General features: G+C 67.0%; 17 protein-coding genes and 1 tRNA gene. 12 read left to right on the forward strand and 6 right to left on the reverse strand.

Annotated elements, in window-relative coordinates; all coding sequences use genetic code 11:
• Window positions 1-32: 32 nt before the first annotated feature.
• The 3 genes from KDB67_RS07170 to KDB67_RS07180 all read right to left on the reverse strand — a co-directional run bounded on the left by KDB67_RS07170 (window position 33) and on the right by KDB67_RS07180 (window position 3554).
• Complete coding sequence (locus KDB67_RS07170) at window positions 33-1322, reverse strand: hypothetical protein (protein WP_291014161.1); 1290 nt, start codon at window positions 1320-1322, stop codon at window positions 33-35.
• A 102-nt stretch (window positions 1323-1424) separates the two neighbouring features.
• Window positions 1425-1997 carry a nitroreductase family protein gene (locus KDB67_RS07175; protein WP_291014163.1) on the reverse strand — a complete coding sequence of 191 codons (573 nt, stop codon included), beginning with the start codon at window positions 1995-1997 and terminating at the stop codon, window positions 1425-1427.
• Between the two features lie 18 nt (window positions 1998-2015).
• Entirely contained in the window at window positions 2016-3554 is a 1539-nt protein-coding gene (locus KDB67_RS07180) for an MFS transporter (protein ID WP_291014166.1), read from the reverse strand.
• A gap of 127 nt (window positions 3555-3681) precedes the next feature.
• Between KDB67_RS07180 and KDB67_RS07185 the strand changes: the two genes are divergently transcribed.
• Window positions 3682-4341, forward strand: coding sequence for a helix-turn-helix domain-containing protein (locus tag KDB67_RS07185; protein WP_291014169.1), 660 nt, complete (start codon window positions 3682-3684; stop codon window positions 4339-4341).
• An 89-nt stretch (window positions 4342-4430) separates the two neighbouring features.
• Entirely contained in the window at window positions 4431-4940 is a 510-nt protein-coding gene (locus tag KDB67_RS07190) for a hypothetical protein (protein WP_291014172.1), read from the forward strand.
• A gap of 188 nt (window positions 4941-5128) precedes the next feature.
• On the opposite strand, the gene KDB67_RS07195 is transcribed toward KDB67_RS07190, so the two are convergent.
• Window positions 5129-6382, reverse strand: coding sequence for a hypothetical protein (locus KDB67_RS07195; RefSeq protein WP_291014175.1), 1254 nt, complete (start codon window positions 6380-6382; stop codon window positions 5129-5131).
• 103 nt (window positions 6383-6485) lie between these two features.
• On the opposite strand from KDB67_RS07195, the gene KDB67_RS07200 reads away from it, so the two are divergent.
• The 10 genes from KDB67_RS07200 (at window position 6486) to KDB67_RS07245 (ending at window position 16750) form a co-directional block, all read left to right on the forward strand.
• Complete coding sequence (locus KDB67_RS07200; protein ID WP_291014177.1) at window positions 6486-7751, forward strand: aspartate kinase; 1266 nt, start codon at window positions 6486-6488, stop codon at window positions 7749-7751.
• 5 nt (window positions 7752-7756) lie between these two features.
• The gene (locus tag KDB67_RS07205) at window positions 7757-8782 is read left to right on the forward strand and encodes an aspartate-semialdehyde dehydrogenase (protein ID WP_291014179.1); all 1026 of its coding nucleotides are present in this window, start codon (window positions 7757-7759) and stop codon (window positions 8780-8782) included.
• Window positions 8783-9017: 235 nt separating this feature from the next.
• Window positions 9018-10235: a lipase family protein gene (locus KDB67_RS07210; RefSeq protein WP_291014227.1), complete on the forward strand. Its 1218-nt coding sequence runs from the start codon at window positions 9018-9020 to the stop codon at window positions 10233-10235.
• Between the two features lie 49 nt (window positions 10236-10284).
• A complete protein-coding gene (locus KDB67_RS07215; protein ID WP_291014183.1) occupies window positions 10285-10950 on the forward strand; it encodes a hypothetical protein in 666 nt (221 codons plus the stop codon).
• A 105-nt stretch (window positions 10951-11055) separates the two neighbouring features.
• Window positions 11056-11484, forward strand: coding sequence for an organic hydroperoxide resistance protein (locus tag KDB67_RS07220; protein WP_291014184.1), 429 nt, complete (start codon window positions 11056-11058; stop codon window positions 11482-11484).
• Window positions 11485-11599: 115 nt separating this feature from the next.
• The gene (locus KDB67_RS07225) at window positions 11600-12049 is read left to right on the forward strand and encodes a hypothetical protein (RefSeq protein WP_291014186.1); all 450 of its coding nucleotides are present in this window, start codon (window positions 11600-11602) and stop codon (window positions 12047-12049) included.
• Between the two features lie 101 nt (window positions 12050-12150).
• Window positions 12151-13521, forward strand: coding sequence for a DUF2252 domain-containing protein (locus KDB67_RS07230; protein ID WP_291014230.1), 1371 nt, complete (start codon window positions 12151-12153; stop codon window positions 13519-13521).
• A gap of 17 nt (window positions 13522-13538) precedes the next feature.
• Window positions 13539-14909 (forward strand): dipeptidase, encoded by a 1371-nt coding sequence (locus KDB67_RS07235; protein WP_291014189.1) that lies wholly within the window; start codon window positions 13539-13541, stop codon window positions 14907-14909.
• 117 nt (window positions 14910-15026) lie between these two features.
• Window positions 15027-15100 (forward strand) — tRNA-Pro (locus KDB67_RS07240).
• Window positions 15101-15283: 183 nt separating this feature from the next.
• Window positions 15284-16750 (forward strand): NAD(P)/FAD-dependent oxidoreductase, encoded by a 1467-nt coding sequence (locus tag KDB67_RS07245; protein ID WP_291014191.1) that lies wholly within the window; start codon window positions 15284-15286, stop codon window positions 16748-16750.
• Between the two features lie 59 nt (window positions 16751-16809).
• On the opposite strand, the gene KDB67_RS07250 is transcribed toward KDB67_RS07245, so the two are convergent.
• The gene (locus KDB67_RS07250; protein ID WP_291014194.1) at window positions 16810-17490 is read right to left on the reverse strand and encodes a VIT1/CCC1 transporter family protein; all 681 of its coding nucleotides are present in this window, start codon (window positions 17488-17490) and stop codon (window positions 16810-16812) included.
• A 97-nt stretch (window positions 17491-17587) separates the two neighbouring features.
• The gene (locus KDB67_RS07255; protein WP_291014197.1) at window positions 17588-18250 is read right to left on the reverse strand and encodes a TetR/AcrR family transcriptional regulator; all 663 of its coding nucleotides are present in this window, start codon (window positions 18248-18250) and stop codon (window positions 17588-17590) included.
• Window positions 18251-18272 lie beyond the last annotated feature (22 nt).

Raw genomic sequence — 18272 nt, forward strand, 5'->3', positions numbered from 1 at the left:
CCGGTGAGATAAGGCTCCCAACGGGTTTCGAGTCAGGTTGTGGTGTCGGTGTAGCGGCGCAGGCGTTCGGAGAGTGAACAGACCAGGGCGTCGACGGTGGCGTTGGCGGTGGTGGTGTCGGGATAGCGGATGCGCAGGTCGAGGCCGTCGTGGTGGCGGGAGAACCACATCTGCAGGCTGTCGGTGGTGGTGCTGTTGGAGATGTGCCGGGCGCCGGGAAGCGGATCGCCGAGGCGGCGGTAGTCGAGGTAGGACACCATGAAGATGTCGGCGGTGGTCATCGCCGGTTGGCAGCGTCGCAGTACGTGATCGAGCGGGACCGACGCCAGACCGAGCGCTGATTTCAGGGCGCGCTCGGCCCCGCCGACGTCGCCGGCACGCACCCGCACGGGCGCGTTGGTGACCAGCCAGCCGGCCGTCCGGTGCCACGGCGACGACGACCGGCCGCGGGTGTGCACCGGAATCACCGTCGAGAGTGTTTGCGGCCCACCCTGTTCGGCGATCGACGCGGCGAGCTGCGCGAGGATCTTGGCGAACGCGCGCCGGCCCAGTGCCTGCGCGGCGTCGTCATCGAGAAGCTCCACCACCCGCGTGCATTGCGGGGCGCCGCTTGCCGGAATCTCGCCGAGCGGCAGCGGGAAGGTGGGGATGGCGTTCCCGTTGGCGGCGAAGAACCTTCGCCAGGCGGGTAATCGGGGATGCTCGCCCGCCGCGGCGGCCAGCTTCTCGCTGAGGATGCCGTCGAGTTCGGAACGATCGAAGAACCGCTGACCGGGGCTGCGCTGGGTGTCGGGGTCCAGGTAGAGCTCCCGGACCCGGCGCAATGCCAGGTCGACGGTCAGTGCGTCGCAGTGTGCGTGGTCGAAGCCGACGACGAGCGTCGCATCGAGGAGTCCGAACAGCACTCCCGGGACGTCGCCGCTGCGGCAGCGTTCTCCCAAAAGTATTGCCAGATCATCGGATCCGACATCACCTCGGGACTCGACGGTCACCTGCACCTGATCGGGGCCGAACACATCGGCATACGGCATGCAGGTTTGTGGATCGAACCGGAAACGGGCCCGCAACGCCTCGTGTTCGGACAGAAACCGCGCCACGGCGTGTGCGGCCCGTCCCGCGTCAACCGGTTGGGTATCGGTGCCGAGGTCGACGGTACCGGCGATCCATACTCCCTGTGATGTCGGATCAGCCAGTCCCAGAAGATGATTGGCCTGGTTGAAGGTGACCGCGAGCTGTCGGCGGGCGGGCTCACCGGTCCAGTGGGTGCACAGTTCGGTGAGCGACCCCGAGAGCATCACCAGGTCGATCGTCGTCACGTGCATGGACGCCACCTCCGGCCTTGAAGTCGACTGCGCCGCCGGTCAGCCTATCGCGGACCGTGCTGCGGCATCGTCGGCGCGCGCGTGACCGCTGTCGTGACAGCCTCACGCGCCGGTGGTGAACGCCTGACCCCAGGAACCGGCGAAGGCGATCTCGTCGAGCGGAAGTCGTCGGCGCGGCAATGAATCTCGTTCTCGCACTTCGGGGCTGAGTGTTGACGGATCGTCGGCAAGGCGGCCGACCGCCAGAACGACCATCGCGCGTTTGTCATCGGGAACTGCGAACCGCACCCGGGCACCCTCGGTATCGAAACCGGCCATCGGGTGCGCGTTGAACCCGAGCGCCACCGCCTGAATGCTCATCTGCGCGACCGCCAGCCCCAGGTCGACGGCGCCGTAGTCGTGCGCCTTGGCGTCGTCGGGATCATCAGTGGTGCACACCATGACCAGCGCCGATGCCGCCGGCGCCCACGGCTTGTTGCCTCGGGTCAGCAGTTCGGTCATCGCCGTGAACGTGGTGTCGCCGCGTATACCGACGACGAACCGGACCGGCTGCACCTTGCCCCAGGTGGCGGCCCAGCGGCCGGCCTCCAGGATCTCGGTGAGGTCGTCGGCGGAAATGGTGGCTGTGGGGTCGTAGCCGCGGGCGCTCCAGCGGCTTTCGATCAGTTCATGCACCCTGACGACGGTAGGCCATCATGACGCGACGGGCTCCTCGACCGCCGCTCGCGCGCCGGGACGCATCACGAAAGTGAGTACCACTGCGACCGCCGTCAGCATCAGAGCGGCGGTCAGCGCCGACACGTGCATGCCGTCGACGAATGCCTGCTTGGCGGCCGTCGCGAGAGCCTCGCCGGATGAACCCAGCCCGTCCGCGGTGCGCAACGTGTCGCCGAGGGTGTCGCCGAACTCATGGCCACCGGAGCCGGCTCGGAAAGTGAGCGTCGCCAGCGAACCGAGCAGTGCCAGCCCGAGGGCGGTGCCGAGTTCGAAGCAGGTTTCGGAAATGCTGGAGGCCGCACCGGACCGCTCCGGCGGCACCGAACCGACGACGACCTCCGACACCAGACTGAACTGGGTACCGAAGCCGACACCGGCGATGCTGGTGAACACCAGGTAGATCCACAGGGGACTGCCGATGCCGAGCGCGAGGATGCCCGCCATGCCGACTGCGGTGAGCACCACCGAACCGACGAACGCGTTGCGCGTGCCGATCGCCGCGGCCACCTTCGCGGCGCCGACGGAGAAGACCGCTACCGCACACGCCATCGGCAGTCCGGCGATCGCGGCCGCCAGCACATCCTTATACAGCACGGACTGCAGGTAGACGCCGGTCAGATACGACATGCCGCCCAGGGCCATCATGCCGGTGAGGGCGACTGCGACCGACCCGCTGAACATCGGATTGGTGAACAGTGATAGGTCCAGCAGCGGATGCGGGGTGCGCTTCTGGTGCAGCAGGAACGAGACCAGCAGGGCCAGGCCGGTGAGCCCGATCAGTGCGGTGCCGGCGGAGAACCCGTGCGAGGCCATCGTCTTGATCGCGTACATCATCGGCAGGATGCCCGCCATCGACAACACGACGCCCAGGATGTCGAACGGCCCGCTCGCGCCGGCCCGGAACTCGGGGACCAGGCGCGGCCCGACGAACAGCAGCACGATGGTCACGGGCACGTTGATGAGGAACACCGAGCCCCACCAGAAGTGGTGCATGAGAACGCCGCCGACGACCGGCCCGACGGCGCTGCCGCCGGCGAACACCGCGGTCCAGATGCCGATGGCCAGGCCCCGGTCGCGGACGTGGACGAACATGTTCGCGATCAGCGACAGGCTCGACGGCAGTAGAGTCGCTCCGCCCAGCCCCATCAGGGCCCGGGCCGCGATGAGCACGCCCGCGCTCGGTGCGAACGCGGCCATCGTCGAGGCCACGCCGAACACCACCGCACCGGCGAGGAGGATCTTGCGGCGACCGATGCGATCGCCGACATTGCCCATCGTGATGAGCAGACCGGCCAGCAGGAAGCCGTAGATGTCAAGAATCCACAACTGCTCCGACGCGGACGGGTCGAGTGCGGAGGTGATGGACGGGATGGCGAGGTAGAGGACGGACACATCCATCGACACGAGCATCACCGGCAGCGTGAGCACGGCCAGGCCGAGCCAGGTGCGGCGGTCGGCGCGGGGGGCGGAAGCCGCCGCGATGCGCTGCTCGCTGCTCTGGTGATCGATGGCCATGGTCGGCTGCTTTCTGCTCAGGTGTTTGGAGTTGGTGCGTACGGCGTACGCGTGCAACGGTACGTAGCTGAGTACGCTGTACGCAAGCCAGTTATTCCCCCGTTCGAATGAGGAGGCACGAGGTCCGGTGGCCGCCGAGCACCCCAAGCTCACCGTCGCGGTGATCGTCGACGCCGCGATCGCCGTCGCCGACCGCGACGGGATGGGAGCACTCTCGATGCGGCGCATCGCCGACGAACTCGGCGTCGGCGCGATGTCGCTGTACCGGCACGTCGCAGGGAAAGACACCCTCATCGAGGAGATGACCGTCGAGGTGGGGCGGCGGTTTCCCTATCCGATCGACACCGAACCCGCGCTCGGCTGGCGCGAGCGAGTGGCCGCGGCAACCGCCGTCGACTGGGAGCTGTACCAGCATCACCCGTGGGTGGTTCAGGCCTACACCTCACCCCGCTACGGGTTCAGTATCGAATCGCTGCGCTGCCTGGACTGGCTGGTCGGCGGCTTCATGGACGGGCTCGGCGTCGACGTCGAGGTGGCCACCGGGATGTCGCTGACAGTGTGGAGCTATGTCAACGGCGTCGCACTCGCCGCGCTGCCCGGCTTGACACTTGACGCCGACTACGACGGTCCGGGCGGTCTCGCCGACCTCATCGAGGGCCGGGTCACCGACCCGCCGCCGCACCTGGCCGGTCTCGCCGGCAGTGCCCGGGCCCGCGAACTCACCGATCCCCGCGCCCGCATCGACCGCGGCATCGCCTGGCTCTGCTCCGGATTCGCCGCCGGGTAGTTGCGGTGGGGAGTTCTCCCCATCGGAAACCGTCGGGTGGGGGAGTTCTCCCCATCGCCTGTGCGGATGCTGTGAGTCATCGTGGAGACATGACACAGAACGCAGCCTCCCGCATGATCCGTCGCTCGGCCGCCGTCGCAGCCGGAATCGTTGCCGTGGCCGCTCCCCTGGCCGTTGTCGCCCCCACCGCGTCGGCGATCCCCGGGGAGTGGCCGAAGGTCAATCCCGTCGCCTACAAGGTCGGCGGCAGCTACTATTTCACCTCCCCGTCGCGCGGCTGGAAGTGCGCCATCCGTCTCGACCGGGGTGCCCCGTGGGCGGGTTGTCAGGGCAAGATCCCGGCCCGGGCGCCCAGGGTAACCGGCGGCGGAGTCTCCTCGATCCACCCGAACGGCGTCTCGATGACCACTGCGACGCGCGCCCGGTTCGTCTTCTTCAGCGACACCACCGTGCAGGTGCGCAATCAGCGCGTACTGCCCTACGGCAAGCTCCTACAGGTCCGCGGCATCACCTGCTCCACCGGCCCCGAGTACGGGGTCAACTGCGCCGGCGGCGGGCACCACTTCACCATCTCGACCGACGACTACTGGATGGGATGAACCGATGACCCAGCACCCTGATGACGAAGGCCGCCGGCATTCCGGCGAGTACCGCGTGCCGCCTGCCGGTATCCGGCGGTGTGTGCCGACCTCATCGCGCAGTGGTTCCGCGCGTTGGCGATTCGCGCCGATCATGTGCCCCAATCGCCCGGCCTGACGTGCGTGCCCGCGAAACCGGGCGTGAGCAACTACATGGCATGTGGATACACAGTGAGCATGTGGGCGCCGAACCACGCACTGCCCGCGACGACCGGTAGCAGCGTGGCCACGATCACCGGCGGTCGCCACCGCGCCATGATCACCGCGAACGGGATCAGCAGCACGAACGCCGGCAGCAGTAGCCGGGCGCGGCTCATCATCAGCCCGCTCGAGGCCATGATCGAGGCCACGACCAGCATCGCGTACAGCAGTACCGGCCACGGCAGCCGCGACCACACCGCCACCGCGATGAGCAGCGGCGTCGACAACATGATCGCGGCCGTCGCCACCGGTGCCACCTCACCGGAATGGGTGAGTGAGTCGTTGACGAACCGTACGGCGGCCACCCCGAAGTCGAAGCGGGTGTCCCAGCCGTCGGTCTGAATGGTGAACCAGCCCAGCGGGTGCCCGGTGCGCGCCCACACCACTCCGAGAAACCCCAGGTAGCCGATGGGGCTCAGCGTGATCGCCGTCAGGATCCGGGCCGACTCGCTCCTGCCTGGCCGCCGGCGCAGCGTCGTCAGGCCGACGACGACGACAGTGGCGATCACCACGACCCCCGTCGGCCTCGTCGCACCGGCCAGCAGCGCGCACACGCCGGCGAGCAGCCAGCGTTCCTCGAGCACTCCGATGAGTGCCCACACCGCGACCGCGCAGAACAGGGCCTCGGTATAGGCCATGTTCAGCACGATCGACATCGGGGTGGCGGCGAACAGCGCGACGGTGATGAGGCCGACCGTGTACGGGTCGGGGTGCGACGCCGGCTCGGGCCGTGGTCCGGGGTCCGGGACGAATCGGGACAGGGAGCCGGGCATGGCAGCTCGCAGGCGGTCCCAGGGCAGGGGCGTTGCCGTCGCCATCCGTTGCGCGCACAGCGCGCCGAGTCTGGCCACCCCCGCCGCGGCGAACACGCACAGGACGACGTTCACCGCGATCGCCGCCCCGTACGTCGTGACCAGCGGAAGTCGTGCCACCACCGACACCAGGTAGGGGTATCCGGGGAAGAACGCGTACGCGGTGTCGACGGAGTGGACGCCCCACGCGTCGGTGAGATCGACCGGCACGTTGTCGTATCCGTGTTCGGCGATGGCCAGCATCCATTTGCCGTCCCACGCGGCCAGACGATCGCCCAGCGATTTACCGTTCAGCCGTGCCAGGTCCGCGAGCACCAGGATTCCGACGGCCCGGATCGCGAAGAACACGACGACCGGTGTCAGCCACTGTCGGAGGAACCGCTCTGTCACCCGGTCGATGGTAGGCGAGGCCGCGTGATCGCCCCGGCATGGCCGAAACGCGCAACGCCGGTAAGGTTGACGCGGACTACCCGCATGACAGAAGGGAATCGGCGTGGCACTCGTCGTGCAGAAATACGGAGGATCCTCGGTCGCGACGGCCGAGCGGATCCGTCGTGTCGCCGAGCGCATCGTCGAGACGAAGAAGCAGGGCAACGACGTCGTCGTCGTGGTGTCGGCGATGGGCGACACCACCGACGAACTCCTCGACCTGGCCCAGCAGGTCAACCCGGCACCGCCGGCCCGCGAGATGGACATGCTGCTCACCTCGGGTGAACGTATTTCCAACGCGCTCGTCGCGATGGCGATCGCCTCGCTCGGTGCGCAGGCCCAGTCGTTCACCGGCTCACAGGCCGGTGTCATCACCACCAGCAGCCACGGCAAGGCCAAGATCATCGACGTCACGCCCGGCCGCGTCCGCAACGCGCTCGACGAGGGCAAGATCGTGCTGGTCGCGGGCTTTCAGGGCGTCTCGCAGGACACCAAGGACATCACCACCCTCGGCCGCGGCGGTTCGGACACCACCGCCGTCGCGCTCGCCGCGGCGCTGCGGGCCGATGTGTGCGAGATCTACACCGACGTCGACGGCATCTACACCGCCGACCCGCGCATAGTGCCCGACGCCCGTCGCCTGGAGACGGTGTCGTTCGAAGAGATGCTCGAGATGGCGGCCTGTGGTGCCAAGGTGCTGATGCTGCGCTGCGTCGAGTACGCGCGCCGCTACAACGTTCCCGTTCACGTGCGCTCGTCGTACTCGACCAAGCCCGGCACCATCGTGACCGGCTCAATGGAGGACATTCCCGTGGAAGAAGCCATTCTCACCGGCGTCGCACACGACCGCAGCGAGGCCAAGATCACCGTCACCGGCCTCGACGACAAGCCCGGTTCGGCCGCCAAGGTGTTCCGCGCCGTCGCCGACGCCGAGATCAACATCGACATGGTGCTGCAGAACATCTCGAAGGTGGAGACAGGCAAGACCGACATCACCTTCACCCTGCCGCGCGAGCTCGGCCCGCTCGGCGTCGAGAAGCTCACCTCGCTCAAGGACGAGATCGGTTTCACCGAACTGCTCTACGACGACCACATCGGCAAGGTGTCGCTGGTGGGTGCGGGCATGAAGTCGCATCCGGGTGTCACGGCCACGTTCTGCGAGGCCCTGGCCGATGTCGGCATCAACATCGAACTGATCTCCACCTCGGAGATCCGGATCTCGGTGCTGTGCCGGGACACTGAACTCGACGACGCCGTGCGTGCCCTGCACGAGGCGTTCGACCTCGGCGGCGACGAAGAGGCCGTCGTCTACGCCGGAACCGGAAGGTAGATCACATGGCTTTGCGAATTGGTGTTGTCGGTGCGACCGGCCAGGTCGGCGGCGTGATGCGGGCACTGCTGGCCGAGCGTAAGTTCCCGGCCGACGAGGTGCGGTTCTTCGCGTCGGCGCGGTCAGCGGGCAAGAAGCTGCCGTGGGGCGACGGCGAGATCGTCGTCGAGGACGCGTCGACGGCCGACCCGTCGGGTCTGGACATCGCGCTGTTCTCCGCGGGCGCGACGATGTCGCGGGAGCAGGCGCCGCGGTTCGCCGCCGCGGGCGTGACCGTCATCGACAACTCGTCGGCATGGCGCAAGGACCCCGACGTGCCGCTGATCGTGTCCGAGGTGAACGGTGAACTGGCCAAGAACCCGCCCAAGGGCATCATCGCCAACCCCAACTGCACCACGATGGCGGCGATGCCGGTGCTCAAACCGCTGCACGACGCGGCCGGGCTGCAGCGGCTGATCGTGTCGTCGTATCAGGCGGTGTCCGGCAGCGGGCTGGCCGGTGTGGAGGAACTCGCCGGGCAGGTGCGCGCGGTGGCCCCGGAGGCGGAGAAGCTGGTCTACGACGGATCGTCGGTGGCCTTCCCGGACCCGGTCAAGTATGTGGCGCCGATCGCGTTCAACGTCGTCGCTCTCGCCGGTGCGCTGGTTGACGACGGGTCGGGCGAGACCGACGAGGATCAGAAGCTGCGCAACGAGTCGCGCAAGATCCTCGGCCTGCCCGACCTGCTGGTGAGCGGTACCTGCGTGCGGGTTCCGGTGTTCACCGGGCACTCATTGTCGATCAATGCCGAGTTCGCCGAGCCGATCTCGCCGGAGCAGGCGCGGGAGATCCTGGGATCGGCTGCCGGAGTGGAGCTTTCCGACGTACCCACGCCGCTTGATGCGGCGGGTAAGGATGTCTCGCTGGTCGGGCGGATCCGGCAGGACCCGGGCGTGCCCGACGGTCGCGGTCTGGCGTTGTTCGTCGCGGGCGACAATCTGCGAAAGGGCGCCGCGCTCAACACTATTCAGATCGCGGAGTTGCTCGCCTGAGTTCGGGGGTGGTCCGGTGAGGCTTTCGTCTCGCCGGACCCGACGTGTCCCGCGTTCCTTCGTCGCTTCGGCCTCAGGGATCGAGAGGGTGATCGCGTCATCTCCATTCGGTGAGGTGCGGGACACTTGACCCGGTTACTGTGGGGTAACCTACCGATCTATGGGAATTCTCAGGGGAGATACGGCAAGCCGTAAGGGTTCGCGGATTCGGGGTGCACGGGCTGCGGCCGTGCTGATGGCAGGGGCGATGACCGCGACGATGGCCTCGGTGGCCGCGCCGGAGGCGTCGGCGGCGGACTTCTACATGCCGCCGGCCAACATCGCAGATACGCCGGGAGCGGTCCTCAAGACGCAGTCGATTCCGCTCGTGATGCAGATTCCGGGGATCAAGAACCAGTGGCCGGGTAACGCGAAGAAGGTGATGTACACCTCTCGCGACATTCACGACAAGCCGGTCGCCGTCACCGGAACAGTCGTCGAGCCCACCGCACCGTGGACCGGCAAGGGTCCGCGTCCGACCGTCGTCGTCGGGTCCGGCACCATCGGCCAGGGTGATCAGTGTGCGCCGTCCAAGCAGATGTCGTTCCCGATGTCGATCGACGTCACCAAACCGTCGATCGCGTTCAACTACACCGCGCCCGAGATGTACATCTTCCTGCTCAACGGTGTCCGGGTGTTCGTCACCGACTACATCGGCCTCGGCACCCCGGGCATCCACACCTACGTCAACCGCGCCGAGACCGGGCACGCGATGCTCGACGGCGCCCGCGCGGCCATCAACGCCAGCGGTGCGTCGAAGGATTCACCGGTCGGTTTCGTCGGCTACTCGCAGGGTGGTGGTGCGGCGGCGTCGGCCGCTGAGCTGGCCCAGACGTACGCACCCGAGCTGAAGGTGAAGGCCACCTACGCCGGCGCCCCGCCTGCCGACCTGCGCAAGGTGCTCGCCGCTGTCGACGGCACCACCATCTCGGCGGCCATCGGCTACACCATCAACGGCATGACCGATCGCTACCCGGCCCTGCGCGAACTGGTGAACCAGGAGGCCAGCCCGAGCGGCCTGGCCAAACTCAAGCAGATCTCCACCCAGTGCATCGGTGACAGCATCCTGAGCACGGCGTTCCAGCGCACCAGCGGCTGGACCAAATCGGGCAAGACGCTCAGCCAGCTCGTCGATATGTACCCGGAGGCGATCGCGGTTCTCGAGGAGAACCGGATCGGCAAGCTCAAGCCCAATGCGCCGGTCTACCTGCAGGGCGGCCTGCACGACGACGTGATCCCGTATGGTCAGGTCAGGGATCTGTACAGAAACTGGACCGCCCAGGGTGCCAAAGTCACCTTCCACACCGACAGCACTCCGCCGATCTTGACCAAGGTGATCGTCAATCACGTGGTGCCGATGCTGGCAACCCTGTTGCCCGGCACCGACTTCGTGCTCGATCATCTCCGGAAGTGACGCGTCTTCGTCTGAGGCGAGAGGGTCCGAACGAGAGGATGGGCCGACGATGACAGAGCGTGGCGACGGGGATTTCCACGATCAGGACATTCCGAGCCAGGCCGAACTCGACGCCGAGGACATGGCCGAACTGGCGAAACGCTCGTCGCACGACCGGGACCGGGCGGGTCTGTATCCGGTGCGCAACACCAATCCGGGACCCGTCCCGGTGCCACTGGCCAAACACGCCGTCGCCTGCTTCTGGGCGGCGGCGTCGGCCGGGGCGATCTGCCTGATCTACGGGTTCCTCAATCTCGGCACCATCCAGGATCTGCTGTACGCACGGCTGCTCGACGGTGTGCGCAACGACCCCGGTAACGCCGCCCCCGAAGACAAGATCTCCGGGATGTCATCGACGTTCCCGCCGGTGATGCTGGTGCTGATCGCAGTGTTCCTCGCGGTGGAGTATCTGCTGCTGGTGAATACCGCCAAACACAACAGCCGCGGCATGCGCAATGTGTACCTGTCGGTGGTCGTGGTGAACATGATGTGCATCCCGATCGGTATCGACCTGCTGTTCGCCTACCAGCGGCTGTCGGTGGTGATAGTCGTGATCGGCTGGGCGCAGCTGGTGCTGCTGGCCTTCTCCGCGCTGTGCACGCTGCGAAAAGAGGTCAACGACTGGTTGCCCGCGCCCAACAAGGTCCGGCCCGGATCGGGCTTCGGTAGACGCTGAGGAGCGCGCTTCGGCCGACGTTGCCGTGCGGACTTCCCGCACGGGGCGTCTGGTCGGGGGCACAATGGGGAACGTCAGTGAAAGACATCACCCCAGGAGAAATCAATGGCAGTCGACGCCGTGTACCACGTTTCATCAACAGCGGCCGGTGGCGGCCGTGACGGCGAGGTCGTCTCGGAGACCGGCAGGATCGATCTCGAACTCCGCCCGCCCGTGGAGATGGGTGGCAGCGGTGAGGGCAGCAACCCTGAAGAACTGTTCTCCGCCGGCTACGCCGCGTGCTACCTCGGTGCGTTGCGTGCGGTCGCGGGTCAGCAGGGAGTGAGCGTCCCCGAGGGCACGACGGTGAAGGTGACCGTCGGTATCGGCAAGGACAGCGAGGGCGGGTTCGGGCTGACCGCCGCCATCGAAACCTACCTGCCCGGGCTGGACGAGGCGCAGGCCCAGGCGCTGGCCGACGGCGCCCATGCCTTCTGCCCGTACTCGAAGGCGACCCGGGGCAACATCGAACACACGGTGACCGCCCGGGTCTGACCCTGGTCCCGGCCCGCCCGAAAATTTCTGGCTACATAGCGGCAGAAATTTTCGAGCGGGCCTTCGTGTGAGCTGACGCACGGCGTCAGGGCGGGTCCGGGTAGCGTGTGACCTCGTGGATACAGGGTGGGCTGGACTGGGATTGATCGCCGCGGCCGTCGCCGTCGTCGCGTACGTGCACTACCGGGACCGGGAGACGGCGAGGCTGGGTACGGGGGCAGAACTCGCGCGGGAACTGCGGTCGCTGTCGGGCGGTGATCCGGTGCGCATCGCGGCCGTCGAGGAGTACGAGACGACGATCTACCAGCGGCTGTTCTACGCCTCGGTGATCGGCCCCCGAGTGCGTGCCGCCGCGTGGGCACTGCTCGGTGCCGCGCTCGCGGCGTTCGGTGCGCTCGTCACCGATCCCGTCGACTCCGCGTTCGCCACCGTGGTGACCATTGCGCTGATCGTCGTGGCAGCGGTGTTCGGGCTGGCCGCTCTGGTGCTGGCGGCGATCGCCGGGTATCAGGCGGCTACCACGCCGCGGGTCTCGTTCGCCGACTCGTACGCCGAGGGGCCCTAGGGCGTCGGCGAATCGGCCTGCCGCGCCGTTGGTGCGGTGCGACAATCGTCCTATGTCCGCCCGACACAGGACCGTTGGGTGATCAGCTCCAGGAGGAAGAAATCAGCGCAGCGACGATAGCTCAACTTGCCGAGGTACCCGGGGCGTCCGGTCGGCGCGATCCGGTGTCGGTGGTGGAGGAACAGGCACTGACCAGGGACCAGGACCTGATCCCGGTCCGGCATGCACGGATGTCGGCCACTCCGTTCACGTTCTACCGGGGCGCGGCGGCGGTGATGACCGCGGATCTCGCGGCCACCCCGGACAGCGGCATTCATACACAGCTGTGCGGTGATGCTCATCTGAGCAATTTCGGGGTGTTCTACACCAGGGAACGCCGGATGATCTTCGACATCAACGACTTCGACGAAACCCACCCCGGACCGTTCGAGTGGGACGTCAAGCGGCTCGCGGCCAGCGTGGTGATCGCGGGCAGGAACAACGGATTCAAGAAGAAGCAAACAGCCAAACACGCCAGGGCGGTGGCCCGGTACTACCGGAACTATCTGCTCGCCAGCGTCGAACTGTCGACGTTGGACTGCTGGTACGCGAGGATCGACGTCGACAACCGGCTGCCGGAACTGCGCAAGAGACTCGACAGCTCGACTGCCGAGAGCACCCAGAAGATGCTGAAGAAGGCGCGGCACCGCGACAGCATGCAGGCCGTCAGCAAACTGTGCTGGGTCGATGATGCGGGCCGCGCGCACATTCGCAGCGATCCGCCGCTGCTGGTGCCGCTGACGGAACTGGCGACCGACCGGATGTTCCCCGGCGGCGGCGTGCGGACGGCGGGCGAAGTCGCCGCCAATGGCAGGGCGCTCATGGGTCTGTACCGGGCGAGCCTGCCCGAACACATCGGTGCGCTCTACGACCAGTTCGACATCGTCGATGTGGCACGCAAGGTCGTCGGCGTGGGCAGCGTCGGCTTACAGGCATGGGTGATCCTGATGTGGGGCAAGGGCGCGAACGATCCGCTGATGTTGCAGGTCAAGCAGGCCCAGCGGTCGGTGCTCGCGGATTATGTCCCGGGCCACGAGTATGCGGGTCAGGGGTGGCGGGTGATCGAGGGGCAGCAGGTCATGCAGGCCGGCAGCGATCAGTTCCTCGGCGCCATCACCGGCCGCGACATCGACAATCATCTGCACGACTACTACGTGCGGCAGCTGCGCGACGGCAAAGGTTCGGTGGTGGTCGAGGCGCTGGGGCCCAAGGGTATGAAAACCTATGCGGCGCTGTGTGGCCGGACACTCGGCCGCGCTCACGCCCGCACTGCGAGCCGGCACGCGATCGCCGCCTACCTCGACGGCAATGAGGATTTCGACGAGGCCATCACCGAGTTCGCGCTGAGCTACGCGGCCATCAACGACAGTGATCACGCGGCGATGATCGAGGCGATCGCCTCGGGCCGGATCGAAGCGGCCGAACTCGTCTGACGAGCGGAGGAATCCTGATGGGTCCGACGAACAGCGTTCTGCGGGAACAGGTCCGCGATCTCATGCCACGGGCCAGGGCGGATCTGGCCGAGATGGTGGCGTTCCGGTCCGTGTTCGACGCCGAACAGTTTCCGGTCACCGAATGCGATGGCATGGTCGACTGGCTGCTGGCGGCGTTCGGCGAACTCGGATTCGCCGACGCCGCAGCACATGTCACCGCCGACGGCAGCAAGGCCGTCACCGGCAGTATCGCCGGTGCGGACGGTGCTCCGACGGTGCTGCTGTACTTCCACCACGATGTGCAGCCGCCGCTCGGAGAGGACGAATGGGCTTCTCCAGTATGGGAACTCACCGAACGGGATGGTCGCTGGTACGGGCGGGGTGCGGCCGACTGCAAGGGCAATATCGCCGTGCACCTCACCGCACTCCGGGCCCTCGCCGGTGGTGCCCCGATCGCACCCGGGCAACTGCCGGTCACCGTCAAGATCCTCGGTGAGGGTTCGGAGGAACAGGGCGGCGGTGGCATCGAGGACTTCGTGGTGTCCCGGCCCGAGTTCGCCGCGGCCGACGTCATCCTGATCTGCGACTCCGGCAACGTCGCGGCCGGCAGGCCCACGCTCACCACGAGCCTGCGCGGTGTAGCCAATGTCGTTGTGTCCGTGGAGGCTTTGGGTTCGGCGATGCATTCGGGCATGTACGGTGGCGCCGCCCCCGATGCCTTGGCAGCGTTGATCGCGATGCTCGCCACGCTGCGGAACGCGGCCGGCGACACCACGATCGACGGCCTGGACGCCGATCAGAGCTGGTCCGGCGTCGAGTATCCGGAGGAGGCGTTCCGCGCCGACGCACAGGTTCTCGACGGTGTCGAACTCATCGGCTCGGGGTCGGTGGCCGAGATGTTATGGGCCCGCCCGGCGGTCACCGTCCTCGGCATCGACTGCCCGGCCGTCGTCGGATCGTCGGCGTCGGTGGTGCCCCGCGCCCGGGCCCGCATCAACCTGCGCGTGCCGCCCGGTGTCGACGCGATGCGTGCCCAGGACCTGCTCGTCGACCACCTGACCGCGGCCGCACCGTGGGGTGTGCGCGTATCGGTGGAGCGCGAGGCCGTCGGGTCACCGTTCTCCGCGGCCACGGCCGGGCCCGGCCACGACACCCTCGTCGACGCGCTGTCGGCGTCGTACGGGGTGCCGGTGGCCCGGCAGGGGCAGGGTGGTTCGATCCCGCTGTGCAGCGTCCTCGCCGAGACTTTTCCCGACGCCGAGATCATGCTGCTGGGTGTGGAGGAACCGGCGTGCCTGATCCACGCGCCTAACGAGTCGGTGGATCCGTCGGAGATCGAGCACCTGGCGCTGGCCGAGGCCATATTCCTCACCGAGTACCGCGCCTGATAGCCGGAGAACCCGACCTGTCCGGAGAACCACCCGCCCCACTATCCTGGATTCACCCCCTGACCAGGCGATTTCCGTACGTCACCGGTCGTGATGTAACCTTTCTGAGGTTGCACACGGGGTGTGGCGCAGCTTGGTAGCGCGCTTCGTTCGGGACGAAGAGGTCGTGGGTTCGAATCCCGCCACCCCGACGCTAGGTTGAGATAGCAGGAGAGGCCCTGACCAGGGGAAACCCGGTCAGGGCTTCCTCGTTCTCCACGGGTCTGTGCAACAGCTCATGCAACATCGTGCATAAACCCCACCGCTGAGGATCGGCATCGACATAATTGACGTGCCGCCGGCTATCGGTGGGGTTTGGGACGGCGAGGAGCTCGATGGTGAGTAGCGCAACCGACTGTGATGTCCTGATCATCGGGGCGGGGATCTCCGGCATCGACGCCGCCTACCGTGTTCAGGAGCAGTGCCCGGAGCTGAGCTATCGGATCGTCGAGGCGCGGGAGCGGATCGGCGGGACGTGGGACCTGTTCCGGTACCCGGGTGTCCGATCCGATTCGGACTTCTTCACCCTCGCATTCCCGTTTCATCCGTGGCGGGGGGAGAACTCGATCGTCGATGGGGATGAGATCCTCGATTACCTCGACGAGGTGCTCACCACCTACGGGATCGACAAGCACATCAGTTACCGCACGCGTGTCGTCGGCGCCGACTGGTCCGGCGGCGATGCCCGATGGACAGTCAAGACTGTTATCGACGGCGGTGAACAGCAGATCCGGGCGCGGTTCGTCATCGTGTGCACCGGCTACTACGACTACGAGCAGCCCTACGACGCACAGATCCCGGGTCGGGAGCGGTTCACCGGGCAGATCATCCACCCGCAGTTCTGGCCGCAGGACTTCGAACCGGACGGCAAGCGGATCGCGGTGATCGGGTCCGGTGCCACCGCGGTGACGCTGGTGCCGAGCCTGGTGAAGCTCGGTGCGCGGGTGACGATGGTACAGCGCACACCGAGTTTCATCTTGGCCGAGCCCCGTAAGGATCCGGTCGCCGGACTGCTGCGCAGCAAACTGGCGCCTGCACGGGCACATCAGATCATGCGGGTGAAAAACACCGCGCTGCAATGGGGGCTGTACCAGGCGTGCCGGCGGGCGCCCAAGACGATGCGCAAATTGCTGCGGTCCGGCGCGATCAGCGGCACCGGGTCGGAAACGTTGGTGGACACCCACTTCAACCCGCCCTACAATCCGTGGGATCAGCGGCTGTGCATCGCGCCGGGCGGAGACCTGTTCAAGGCGCTCAAAGACGGTGGTGCGCAGATCGTTACCGGCAATATTCGCACCATCACCGAGGGCGGCATCGAACTTGCCGACGGCACAACGGTTTCCGCGGACGTCATCGTGACCGCGACGGGTCTGTCGATCAGCCTGCTCGGCAAGATCGCCCTGACCGTCGACGGTGAGCCCGTCAACGGCGCCGACACCGTGGTGTTCCGTGGTGCGATGCTCAGCGGCGTACCGAACTTCGCGTTCTGCGTCGGCTACATCAACCTGTCGTTCACTGTCCGCGCCGACATGACTGCGCGGCTCGTCACCCGGATCCTCAAGCGTCTGTCCGGTCACGACCGCAGCGTCGTCGTACCCGTATACACCGGGCCGCACCCGGACCGGCCGTTCCTCGACATGCAGTCGGGCTACTTGCGGCGTGGTGCCGCACTCATGCCGCGATCAGCCGACGATTACCCGTGGACCATGGCGCAGAACGTCGTTCGCGACTCCTGGCACACCAACCGCGCCGATCTCGATGACGGTCTGGTGTGGACGAAGCCGCGGGTCACATCGGGATGAGCTGCACGGCAAGGTAATTCAGATCCCTGGCGTGAAAGTCGTTGACGGATTGCGTCCGGTCAGATCAGCCAGTCGCCGAGGAAATGGGACGCCGCGAGCGTACCGGCGCCCATGATCACCGAACGGGCCACGGTCTTGCCGATGTTGGATCCGCCGGTGCTGGCCAGAACGAACGAGGTGACGATCAACGAGGTGATGGCCGCGATGATCGTCCACTCCTCCCGCCATCCGAACGGAATGAGGTATGCGATGGCGACAGGGGCAAGCGCACCGATCAGGAAGCCGATGCCCGCCGAAAAACCTTCGGCCCAGGCATCGCGGGTGCTGGTCAGTTCCCGGATGCCGTACTCGATCTCGAGCTGCGCGGAAAGGGCATCGGCATCCGAGAGTTCCTCGGCCACCTTCCTGGAGGTCTCCGTGGAAACACCCTTGGCCTCGAACCACTCGACGAGTTCCTCGATCTCCTCCTCGGGTTCGAGTTCGAGGAGGCGCTGTTCCTCGGCGACCGTCGCCAACTCGGCCTCGCGCTGGGCGAAACCCTCGCCGAGCTCGGCGCCGAACACCGACAGCGCACCCACCACCGCGCTGATCGTGATGACGGCGTACGCGGTGGTCCGGCTGACCTCAGCACCTGCCAGACCCAGACTCATACCGGCGACGGCCATGATGCCGTCGTTGACGTCGGTGATGCGGGAACGGGCGGTATCGGGGGAAATCCGGGCAAGCGGAGACCCGCTCACGAGAGCTCCGAGAGATGGCACGAGAAAACAGTAGCCGATGATCGGGCCGGCCGTGCGGATCGATACCGGTGGTCGCCGGGCAGCCGGCTCCGCTGATCTACCGGTGATCGGAATCCGGTGCGACTCCCCAGACCGACGCCAGCCAGATCGCCGAGATCACGTCGGCGAGGCGTTGGTGGGGATCGCTTTCCCCGGGATCGTCGGGCCAGGTGCTGTTGACCAGCGACCACACCGTCATCCCGAACAGTGCTTCGACGAGAGCGGGCAGGTCGTCGGAAACGGGCCGGATGTGGCCGGCAGCGCGCAGGAGTTCCAGGACGCTACGGATCTGCTCGCGGTTCTGCTCCAGAAGTCCGTCCCACAACCGGGCCAGTTGTTCGTCGGACGATCGTGCTTCCAGGACAGCCGCGATCAACCGGTGGTGTCTGCTCCACACCTGCACCGCGCTGTCGGTGAGCCGCCGGGTCACCTCTGCCGGGGTGAGCTGCGGGTCCACCGCGGCGATCGGGAATCGCGCGGTCTTGAACTGTTTCCACACGTTGTCGACGGCGGCGGCGAGAACGGCGTACTTGGATTCGAAGTACACGTAGAAGGTCGGCCGGGTGATGCCCGCCTGTTTGGCTATCCGCATCACCGACACCTCGGCGATCGGATGGGTGTCGAGCAGTTCTACGAGGGCGTCGATGATGCGAGCGCGTTGCGCGTCCCCCTTGGTCGGGGTGCGACGTTCGCCGACGGCGCGGGCTGCGGGCTCACTCACGTGCGTCACGATACCGGCCCTC

This window comes from Gordonia sp. (in: high G+C Gram-positive bacteria), from assembly GCF_020438995.1.
GTDB lineage: Bacteria > Actinomycetota > Actinomycetes > Mycobacteriales > Mycobacteriaceae > Gordonia.